The organism is Paenibacillus sp. AR247 (assembly GCF_002968895.1).
Lineage (GTDB): Bacteria > Bacillota > Bacilli > Paenibacillales > Paenibacillaceae > Paenibacillus_AQ > Paenibacillus_AQ favisporus.
This window is the reverse complement of record NZ_PCZT01000009.1, coordinates 766,242-776,556: the sequence shown is the minus strand read 5'-3', so window position 1 is coordinate 776,556 and position 10,315 is coordinate 766,242. Positions and strand designations below refer to the sequence as shown.

The following is a 10,315-nucleotide window of genomic DNA, read 5'->3' as shown; positions in this document are numbered from 1 at the left end:
GTCCTGCAGTTCGTCCAGTGATTCTTCCTGCAGTTCGTCCAGTGATTCTTCCTGCAGCTCGTCCTCGTGCAGTTCTTCATCCTGCAGTTCCTGTGGAGGGGGAGGAGACTAGGAAACCTGTACCCCTGTACCTTCAAAAAATCCTTCTGCTTGCTGCAGGTGGATTTTTTTGTCATTTATATTGACCGAGAGGTCAGCATGTTGTATGATTTTACTAACCAATTGGTCAGCGTACTCAAAAAGAGGTGATGAGACTGCCGATACAGCTCTACGAACAGGAGAACATTTTGCAAGCCTGCTTAACTGTGTTTGCGCGCAACGGTTACAAGAACACTTCAACGGAAATGCTGGCGGCTGCTGCCGGGATCTCCAAAGCTTTGATCTTTCATCATTTCACGAGTAAGAAGAAACTGTATCTTAGCTTAGTGGACCACTGCTTTGAGAAGGTCCGAACCGGTATCCATTTTGATGAGCGGACTACGGAACATGCTGATTTTTTACAGCCATCACTGAGTTAAGCCGTGCGAAGCTCGGCTATTTTCGCGAGCATCCGGATGAATGGAAGTTGGTATACGAAGCATTTTATGCCACACCTGATGGCTTGAAGGAGGAAATCGAGGATAAGTACGGGCAGGTGAGCGAAGCCCGGAATGCGATGCTGGCACAGCTTTTTGACAAGGTTCCCCTTCGTGAAGGCGTAAATCGAACGTATGCATTCGAGCTCGTCATGTCTGTAACCAGACATTTCGAAATGAAGTTTCTGAACGAGACGAAGGGGATGAGCCATATTGACGAAGCCTATACCCGCAGCCTTATGGAGGAATTGGAAGCATTTTGCGACATGATCCGATACGGTATGGAAAACTAAAGTGAAGAGGTGAGCGGCCGTGAAAGACATCACCAGCAGTGATTTAGTGGCACCGGAAACGATGCGTGATTTCAACGCGTTTTACCAAAAACTGGTCCATCGTCAGGAAAGACTTTACCGGCTTGACGACTTTTTTGGCATGGGCGAAGCGTGGATAGCTTTTCGGTATGAGGATGTCTCAGCGATTTTGAAAGATCCCCGGTTCCTTTCGGACAGGCGGAAGTTCGCTTCACAGCAACAATCTTCGCCTGAGAACAGCTCGGTCAATGAATTGCTCGAATGGTTCAAAAGCATGCCTAATATGCTCATGGTGGATCCACCCGACCATACCCGGCTCCGGCGTTTGGTGTCCAAAGCATTTACGCCCCGAATGATTGAGGACCTGCGCCCGCGCATCCAACAAATCGCCGACGAGCTGCTGGATAAGGTGGTCAGCCGGGGCAGGATGGAACTCATTTCTGAATTTGCTTATCCGCTGCCTATCATCGTAATCTCGGAGATGCTGGGAATCCCCGGCCATCATCAGGCGCGCTTTCGCGAGTGGACCCACAAGCTGGCTCAAGGCGCGCTGAACCCCGGCCAAGCAAACTTGGTTCAAGAAGCGCTTCAGGAGTTTATTGATTACATTCAATCTTTGATTTCCGAAAAGAGGGTGCGCCCCGGTAACGATGTTATCAGCGGTTTGCTGCAGGCATATGACGAGGGCGATAAACTTAACGAGAACGAGCTGCTCTCTACCATTTGGCTGCTCATTACGGCAGGACATGAAACGACCGTGAATCTGATCGGCAACGGAACCCTGGCACTGCTTCAGCATCCAGACAAATGCAGCTGCTTCGCGAGGATCCGGCCCTTCTGCCGGGTGCGGTTGAAGAACTGCTCCGGTATGCGGGTCCGGTTATGATTACGGGCCGGGTTGCAGATGCAGATATCGAGATCCATGGTACTTTCATTCGAAAAGGCGAGATGGTTATGGTTTCGCTGGCCGGAGCGGATATGGATGCAAGCCGATTCGACGGGCCAGAGCGGCTGGATATCACAAGACAAGAAACCGATCATTTGGCGTTTGGCCGAGGCATCCATCTTTGCTTGGGAGCACCCCTTGCCCGCATGGAGGGACAAATCGCGTTCGGCTCGCTATTGCGGCGCTTTCCCAACCTGCGTCTCGACGTGAAACCGGAAGACCTGGCATATCACTACAGCACGCTCCGATCATTGGTGAGCCTTCCCGTCAGCTTTTAAAAGCTTATTCATATCCATGTTAGAGAAAAAGTCCGCGAAATGCGGACTTTTTTCTTTTGCTTTCAATTTATTGATCAACTCGTCTGGAGACAGGCGAGTTTTTATTTGTGACGGCAGCTCATAAAGATTCTTTCCGTTTTGTTGCGCCTTCTAACAATTTAAGGTTCCTGTAAGGTTGGGATTAACATGCTGAAAGGTTCGGGATTTAACATAAGTGATGTAAGTGGTAAGGAACGAATACATGAACGAATACACACAATTGAAGGAGATACTCATGAAAACGATACTGCAAGCGGAGAACGTCAATAAAACCTTCGGCACCAAAGGAAACCAATATACGGCACTGCACAATATCAGCCTTAGCATCGAAGAGGGCGAATATGTCGGCATCATGGGACCTTCCGGTGCTGGGAAATCCACCCTGTTGAACATTTTTTCGACGATCGACACGCCGACTTCCGGGGAAATCATCATTGATGGGCACAACATCGTGACTATGAATGAAGAAAAGCTGTCCGATTTCCGCCGGAATAAGCTCGGCTTTATTTTTCAGGACTATAACCTGCTCGATACGCTCACGGTCAAGGAAAACATTCTGCTCCCGCTGGCCCTGTCCAAAGTACCGGCAGTGGAGATCGAACAGCGGGTTAACGAGATTGCCGACACGTTTGGAATTCGTGAAATCCTGGATAAGTACCCGTACCACATCTCGGGCGGACAAAAGCAGCGGGCAGCGGCTTCCCGGGCGATCGTGGCCAATCCGAGCCTAATTTTGGCGGACGAGCCGACCGGCGCGCTCGATTCGAAGTCGGCCACCCGCCTTCTGGAAAGCTTGAGCCGGCTGAATCAGGCAAATCGCTCCACTATTATGATGGTTACGCATGATGCGAATGCGGCGAGCTACTGCAAGCGGGTTATTTTCATCAACGACGGCCGGCTGTTCATGGAACTCCGGAAGGATGATTTCTCACGAAAACAGTTTTTTGGTCAGATACTCGAGGTTCTGGCTACGCTTGGAGGTGAGGAAGATGACGCTGTTTAATATCGCCGGCAAAAACATCCGAAATAACTTCAAAAATTACTTTCTATATTTTGCATCGATGATTTTCAGCATCGTTATTTATTTTACGTTTGTGTCGTTGAAGTACGATCATACCATTCAATCGGCATCGGACGGGTCGCCGAAAATCAGCTCGGCATTCAGCGGAGCGGCCGTCGTCCTGATCGTCTTCGTCGCCATATTTATCTGGTATTCAAATTCGTTTTTTACGCGTAAGCGCAAAAAGGAGGTCGGACTGTATTCATTACTCGGCGTCCGAAAAAAGCAGATCGGCCGCATGCTCTTTTATGAAAATTTCCTGATGGGCGTCCTGGCGCTGCTCGTCGGCATTGCGCTCGGATCGGTGCTCAGTCCGTTTTTTTGTCATGCTTCTGATGAAAGTATGGGCTACGACGCCATGCCGAATTTTGCTATTTCGCCGGCAGCCGTCCTGAATACGATTACCGTGTTTTTGATCATTACACTGATCACTTCGGTTCAAGGCTACCGCCTGATTTACCGGTTCAAGCTGATTGAGCTGTTCCGGGCGGACCAGGAGCGGGAGAAGGAACCGCTGTCATCCTTATGGATTGCACTTCTCTCCGTATTGCTTGTTGGTTTCGGCTACTGGCTTGCGCTGCAAAACNTGCTGACATCAGAGGCGTGGAAGACAATCGGTGTGCTGATGACTCCGCTGGTTATCCTCGTTTCGGTTATTCTCGGCACCTATCTGCTCTTTAACACATTGACCGTTACGCTGCTGAAGCTGGCCCGTAAACGCAAAAGAAGCTATTGGCGGGGACTGAATCTGATTGGAACTTCCCAGCTTTTGTACCGGATGAAAGGGAACGCACGCACGCTGACGATCATCGCCGTGCTGAGCGCAACGACGCTGACGGCGGTCGGAACGGCATACAGCCTTTATTACAATAACCGGATCAATGTGGCGCTTGCGAACACGAACAGCTACATGTTCATCGGGGGAGACAAAGCTGCAGAGAACAAAGCGAATGAGGCCATCGAACAAGCTGCGGGTCACAAGGTGATCTACCATGAATCCATTCCTTTGCTTGAAGTGGATGCCGATACTACAGGACTGGAGCAAACTGCCGGGTCCAATGAGCAGACGTTTACGGTGATATCGAACCACACCTTTAACAAGCTGGCCAAGCTTCAAGGGCGGGACGACGTGCTGAGCCTACAAGGCAGCGATGCCGCGGTGCTGGAGCCCGGGTATATGAAGGGGATTTCGCCCACATACGAGGGATCCACCATTGTGCTGACGGGAAAGGGAATGCATGAAAAGATCCATTTTACCGCATTGAAAACGTACAGCGTGCTGAATCTCGGGACCGTCTATTCAACCCTGGTCGTCAGCGACTATTTGTTTGCGGCGCTCCAGCCGAAAGCCAAGAGCTTGACTGCTCAAGCGTACGAAATTACACATCAGGACAAGGCTAAGGACCTGACCAAACAATTGGAAAGCATACTGCCGAAGACAGCAGAGTTCTCAAGCTTCTATAGCGATTATGCGCGGGGAATGGAGTCTACCGGTCTGATGATCTTCATGGGCGGATTCCTTGGGCTCGTGTTCCTGGCGGCAACAGGCAGCATCATTTATTTCAAGCAGCTGACGGAAGCGAGCAGCGACAAAGCACGGTATCTGATTTTGCATAAAATCGGCGTCAAAAAAAGCGAAATCCGCAAATCGGTCGCCAAGCAGGTGCTGTTTGTGTTCGCTCTGCCCCTTGCAGCCGGCATTGCCCACTGCGCCGTGGCCTTATCGGCTTTATCGAATCTGATGATGACCAGCCTGGTCGTTCCCGTCGTCAGCTGCATGGGCATTTATATTTGCATTTATCTCGTTTATTATTTCCTGACCGTCAACAGCTACTACAAAAATCATTACGAATGTAAAGTGAGGAGTGGATTGATATGAAAAAAGGACTCATCTCAATAGCGGTTATTTTGATCGTTCTGGTCGGATTCGTCGTATTCATCCAAAACGTGAATCTGAACCGCCTTGGCGCGCAGCAGTATTATGTGCAGATTAACCAAGACGGAAAACGTTTTGAAGACAAATCGGACAACGGGGAGAAGTACGTCTACTACGAATACACCTTGGATGGCTATAATCCAAGCGGTAAAGAAAAAGCTCTGACTTTTACGGCACAGAAGGAACTGCGCAAAGACGCTTATTTGCGGGTTTATGTCAAAGGAGAGGAGGTCAGTTCCTACCAAGAAGTGAAGGCCGATGAGCTGCCAGAAGGAGTGAAGCAGAAGCTGGACGGTGCGGGGAACTAATCTCTCTGCGTGTACCACGATAACTCAGTAAAACTTTCTATAGAGGAGAGAATCCAATGGATCGTACAACCTTAAAAACTTTATCCCAAAAAGCACTGTCTTATTCGCTGGCATTGACGCTGGCAACTTGCCCCATCGCAGGTTCGTCTCAGGTGCTGGCCGCCCCTGCGGCACCTGCTTCCTCGTACGCCGAAACCGCACATGTACAAGCTCCGGTTAAGTATCAGATCAACGCGCGGCTGGACGAGACAACGATGCGTATTCAGGGAAGCGAATCGGTCACCTACCGGAACTTGTCCAAGGATACACTGCAGGAGATCGTATTCCACACGTTTGCTGATGCGAACCGGTCCACAGCGACCCAAACGTCGATGTTTGAGCGCAATAATGAGGAGATCCGGAAGGAAAATCCGCAGAAGAAGCCGGAAGACTTTCTGGGCGGGATCGACATCCGGAGCGCTTCAGTCAACGGGCAATCCGCGGAGTTTACGAACAGTAACCAGACATTGACCGTTCATCTGAAGCAGGGTTTGAAACCGGGCGAGTCAGTAACGGTCCAAATCGGCTTCGACGTTAAGCTTCCGTACGGGATGCAGCGTCTGTCGTATTACAAAGATATCGTGAACGGCGCGCATTGGTTCCCGGCCGCTTCGGTCTATAACGAAAGCAAGCATCAATGGGACAAGGCACCGTACAGCAAAACCTTCGAAACCGACTATTATGACATCTCGGATTTTGAAGTACATTTGAATGTGCCCGACTCTTATCAAATCCTGATGCCTGGGACCCTAACGACGCAGGAGGCTGCAGGGGAACCGGGCAGAAAACGGTTAACGCGATAGCGGATAACACCAGGGAGCTCGTCTTTTTTGCCAGCCCGAATTACAAGGTGGAGAGCGTGACACGCGACGGCCTGACGGTTGGCTATTATTATTTCGATAATATGCCGGACAAGAAAAAACTCGTGGATCAGTACATCGACGCTGCTTTTGATGCGATACGTTTTTTTAACGAAAAATACGGCAAGTACCCTTATCCGGAATTCCGAATTGCAGAATCCTATGTAGAGGGGGTTGCTGTCGAATTTTCCCGGGTCATTCAAATGGGGCAAATCACTCAGAACAGAGATCCGGCGCATGATGACGTATTCGTCCATGAAATCGCGCATCAATGGTTCCACGGCTTAATCGGCAACAATTCGGAGACAGAATCGTTTTTGGACGAGGGGTTTGCCGATTTCTCCAAAGTGTATTTTGCGGAAAAACGAGGCGATACGCTTGGCGGATTTCAATCGATCCAGATAGATGACTTGTCATATATAGACGAACCGATTGCTTCAACCAATGCGGAAGCGGGGGATGAAGAGAATCCGGTCTTTTACGGAAAAGGACGTCAGGCGATCTACCAGCTGTACCGCATGGTGGGCGAGGAGAAATTCGATGCGTTCATGAGAGAATACTTCAAGCGCTATGAATATAAAAACGCGACCATCGACGGTCTGCTGCAGACGATTCAGGACACGCTCGGAAATGATGCACGTCAGGAAATGGACCGGGCGCTGCATGATCCGAATTTTACATTAAAGCCTGAATACCGGCTGTCCGAGGCGGAAGAATCCGCGTATTGGCATGAGCAGTTCAAGAGCATTTATCACTCGTCCCTGACCCAGATTCCCAATCTTGGGGAGGAAACGATGAGCCGCATTGTGGATAAGGCGCTTCAGGGCGAACCGCTGACGATCGTGATGAGCGACCGGGCAGACGGTACTGCTGACAAGCAGGAGCAATCGATACTTGAGCAGCTGCAGAGTTCATTGCAATTGATGGGAATTCAGGCCAAAGTGATTACGGAGCGTCAAGTCCTCAAGAAGCAAATGGAGAAAGAGCTTGCCGCCAGCAACATTATCGCCATCGGCCGTGCCGGGTCGAACGGCTTGATCCAGGCGCTGAAGCCCGGCATCATGCAAAAGGCAAAATCGATCGGTCTGAACTGGACAAGCTTGATGGGGCAAAAAGCAGCTTCGGGCGCTTATATCATCAAGCATCCCTACAATCAAAACCGTCTGCTGCTGCACTTATTCTGGAACGGAAAGGCGCTCAGCGAACCGGCTATGAAGATTTACCCTGCTCAGATGCTGAATGCAGCTCAGATGCTGAATGCACTCAGCTTCAGCGCGGATTACTACCAATATTATGTCATGGATCCGTCAGGCAAAATCACGTCAGACCGGAAAACTGCCAACCCATTGGCTAAGTTTTTCGCGCAGGAATGAGATGGACAGCGTTTCAAAAGGGGACAGCGGCTTGAAAATAGAGTTATAGTAGATGGCAGGGTGGAAATGATGAAGAAAGGAGGTACAGAACGTATGACGCAAAGTCAGAAAGTGCTGATCGTCGATGATGAGGAAGATATCGTCAAGCTTTTGAAAACCGTTCTTCTGAAGGAAGGCTTCGAGCATGTGTTTGCCGCTTTTTCTGCGAAAGAGGGCTGGGAGCAGTTCCAGGACAAGCGCCCTGACGTCGTCATCTTGGATATTATGCTGCCGGACGGAGAAGGCTATGACGTCTGCAAGAAAATCCGCAGCGTATCGGACGTACCGATTTTCTTCCTATCGGCCAAGACGGAAGAAATCGATAAAATACTCGGGTTTGCCATCGGTGGCGACGACTACATCACCAAACCGTTCAGCCCGAAGGAATTAGCATACCGGATCAAAGCCCGCTTTCGCAGGCAGGAGGCTGCCTCTGATGATATGGAAAAAGAGCATGTCGTGCAGGCAGGCCCGTTTGTATTTGACGAGCAAAAAATCGAACTGAAGAAAAATGGGGAAATCATCGAGCTGAAGCCGAAAGAGCTGGGATTGTTCACCCACTTGCTGAAGCACCCGAACCAAATTATCAGCAAAGAAAGCTTATATGACCAGGTGTGGGGCGAAGATTCCTTCGGGTATGACAACACCGTAATGGTGCACATTCGACGGCTCAGGGAAAAAATTGAAGACGACCCGTCCAATCCGCAGTACTTGGTCACGGTCAAGGGACTGGGATACAAGCTTGCGCTGGAGGGTGCGAAGCGATGAAATGGAGGCTGACCGGAAGATACCTGGTATCCGTCGTTCTCATCGTCGTCATCGTCATTTTTATGAACATCCTGGTTGTGACCGGACTTTTCTTGAATCAGTTTGCTTTTCCCCATTTTTCTTTTCAAACCGAACAGAATAATCCGGATAAGATTACCCGGTCGTTCGGCAAAGAAATTATTCTCTCCGAATCGGGGATGTCGATTACCGGTGCAGGGAAGGAATTGCTTGACCGTAATCAGGCCTGGATCCAGATTTTAGATGAGAACGGCCGGCAGGTCTACGGGTACCATGTACCTCCGGAAGCAAGGACCAAATATACGCCGATGGATATGGTTCAGACCTACAAGTATATCGAAAAGGAGCTCATGTCTACCGTTTTTGTCGGGGAAAAGCAAGGCAAACAGCAGCGCTACAGCTATTTGATCGGTTTTAAAAATACTTATCTCGAGCGTAACGTCTTGACGTACGATATTCGCTCCGTGGTGCATTTTTTCAAAATCGGAAGCTTGGCGGTCATCGGGGTCGACGGTGTTATTGCGCTGTGCATCGCCTACCTGTTCAGCAAAAAGCTGACCCGGCCCCTTCATACGCTGATCGATGCGATCAAGCAGCTTGCGCACAAAAAGTATGGGGTTTATTACGAGCCTAAAGGGGTTTACAAAGACGTGTTCCATCATGTCAACCTGCTGAGTGCGGAATTGATGGCCAGCGAGGCTGAACGTAAAAAGCTAGACCGCATGAGGGAAGAGTGGATTGCGAACATCACGCATGATATCAAAACGCCGCTGGCTTCAATCCAAGGATACGCCGAAATGATGAGGGACAAGGATTATGAGTTTACGGCCGTAGAAATGCAGGAATACGCGGAAATCATCGAACAGAAGTCCCACTACTTGAAAGACGTTATTGAAGATTTGAACTTGTCCACCCGCCTCAAGAACAAAAACATCACGCTCAATCTGAAAAACGTCAATCTGGTCAGCCTGGTACGCAGCGTAGTCATCGATGTGCTGAATGATCCCCGTTACAGCGGCAGGAACATCGATTTCAGCTATAGCGAAGAGACGATTCAGGTAAAAGTGGACGACCTCCTCATTCGCAGGGCCGTCAGCAATTTGATCTACAACGCGATGGTTCACAACGCAGAGGATACGGTCATTGAGGTTGGGGTAGAGAAAACGGCGGATTCGGTGACGATGATCGTAGAGGATCATGGGAAAGGCATCCGCAAAGAGGAACTGGACCGGATTTTTGACCGCTACTACCGCGGAACCCATACGGGCGAGAAGCATAAAGGTTCAGGACTGGGGATGGCCATCGCGCATGATATCGTGGAAGCACATGGAGGGGAGATCCGCGTCACCAGCGAGCTCCATCAAGGAACGAGGATCGAAATCACGCTTCATCCGCTTTCAGAAGTTCACAAATCCGATGAGTTCCTATAAGATAAAGATTCCTATATCATTTGATGGATGATAAAGAGTCAAGATTCATGGGAGGTAAAGTTTGAATTTGGCCGAATGGATGACGAGTCTGGGCGAATATCCGATGATGCATATTCCAGGTGGAGACGTTGCGCTTAGGGATGACAGGGTTAAAAGATCATGGAACGTCGAGCTGGATGCCTTTTTCATGGCACACGTCCCGGTAACGAATGCATTCTACGACGACGTGCTGCAGCATAAGACCCGCACGCACGAACGTTCGAAATCACCAGTCACAGGGGTGTCATGGTACGAAGCAGTCTCATTCTGTAATACGCTGTCCCGGCAAGTCGGGG

At 49.9% G+C, this 10,315-nt stretch carries 11 protein-coding genes and 1 pseudogene; all 12 read left to right on the top strand.

Annotation, left to right across the window (positions count from 1 at the left end; genetic code table 11):
- On the top strand, positions 1-185 hold a 185-nt coding region (locus CPT76_RS38330), incomplete at its 5' end, for a hypothetical protein (protein ID WP_219845411.1).
- Positions 186-248: 63 nt separating this feature from the next.
- Positions 249-518 carry a TetR/AcrR family transcriptional regulator gene (locus CPT76_RS41375; RefSeq protein WP_308737565.1) on the top strand — a complete coding sequence of 90 codons (270 nt, stop codon included), beginning with the start codon at positions 249-251 and terminating at the stop codon, positions 516-518.
- Between the two features lie 47 nt (positions 519-565).
- Complete coding sequence (locus tag CPT76_RS39510; RefSeq protein ID WP_258168320.1) at positions 566-868, top strand: hypothetical protein; 303 nt, start codon at positions 566-568, stop codon at positions 866-868.
- 19 nt (positions 869-887) lie between these two features.
- Positions 888-2,110, top strand: a pseudogene (locus tag CPT76_RS11610) (cytochrome P450 family protein).
- Positions 2,111-2,384: 274 nt separating this feature from the next.
- The gene (locus CPT76_RS11605) at positions 2,385-3,152 is read left to right on the top strand and encodes an ABC transporter ATP-binding protein (RefSeq protein ID WP_105443027.1); all 768 of its coding nucleotides are present in this window, start codon (positions 2,385-2,387) and stop codon (positions 3,150-3,152) included.
- Complete coding sequence (locus CPT76_RS11600; protein WP_483870045.1) at positions 3,070-5,088, top strand: ABC transporter permease; 2,019 nt, start codon at positions 3,070-3,072, stop codon at positions 5,086-5,088. Before CPT76_RS11605 ends, CPT76_RS11600 begins: the two co-directional genes overlap by 83 nt.
- Positions 5,085-5,453 carry a YxeA family protein gene (locus CPT76_RS11595; RefSeq protein ID WP_105443025.1) on the top strand — a complete coding sequence of 123 codons (369 nt, stop codon included), beginning with the start codon at positions 5,085-5,087 and terminating at the stop codon, positions 5,451-5,453. Before CPT76_RS11600 ends, CPT76_RS11595 begins: the two co-directional genes overlap by 4 nt.
- 56 nt (positions 5,454-5,509) lie before the next feature.
- Entirely contained in the window at positions 5,510-6,295 is a 786-nt protein-coding gene (locus CPT76_RS41370; protein WP_308737564.1) for a gluzincin family metallopeptidase, read from the top strand.
- Between the two features lie 56 nt (positions 6,296-6,351).
- Positions 6,352-7,725 carry a M1 family aminopeptidase gene (locus tag CPT76_RS41365; RefSeq protein ID WP_308737563.1) on the top strand — a complete coding sequence of 458 codons (1,374 nt, stop codon included), beginning with the start codon at positions 6,352-6,354 and terminating at the stop codon, positions 7,723-7,725.
- Positions 7,726-7,818: 93 nt separating this feature from the next.
- The gene (locus CPT76_RS11585; RefSeq protein ID WP_105443024.1) at positions 7,819-8,532 is read left to right on the top strand and encodes a response regulator transcription factor; all 714 of its coding nucleotides are present in this window, start codon (positions 7,819-7,821) and stop codon (positions 8,530-8,532) included.
- Positions 8,529-9,980, top strand: coding sequence for a sensor histidine kinase (locus CPT76_RS11580; RefSeq protein ID WP_105443023.1), 1,452 nt, complete (start codon positions 8,529-8,531; stop codon positions 9,978-9,980). The genes CPT76_RS11585 and CPT76_RS11580 overlap by 4 nt, the downstream gene beginning before the upstream one ends.
- 61 nt (positions 9,981-10,041) lie before the next feature.
- Positions 10,042-10,315, top strand: a 274-nt coding sequence (locus tag CPT76_RS11575) for an SUMF1/EgtB/PvdO family nonheme iron enzyme (protein WP_219845410.1), incomplete at its 3' end; no start/stop codon positions are given.

Coding starts and splice junctions, on each gene's coding strand:
- CPT76_RS41375 (WP_308737565.1), top strand. CDS start 249: ATGAGACTGCCGATACAGCTCTACGAACAGGAGAACATTTTGCAAGCC.
- CPT76_RS11595 (WP_105443025.1), top strand. CDS start 5,085: ATGAAAAAAGGACTCATCTCAATAGCGGTTATTTTGATCGTTCTGGTC.
- CPT76_RS11580 (WP_105443023.1), top strand. CDS start 8,529: ATGAAATGGAGGCTGACCGGAAGATACCTGGTATCCGTCGTTCTCATC.
- CPT76_RS11605 (WP_105443027.1), top strand. CDS start 2,385: ATGAAAACGATACTGCAAGCGGAGAACGTCAATAAAACCTTCGGCACC.
- CPT76_RS41370 (WP_308737564.1), top strand. CDS start 5,510: ATGGATCGTACAACCTTAAAAACTTTATCCCAAAAAGCACTGTCTTAT.
- CPT76_RS11585 (WP_105443024.1), top strand. CDS start 7,819: ATGACGCAAAGTCAGAAAGTGCTGATCGTCGATGATGAGGAAGATATC.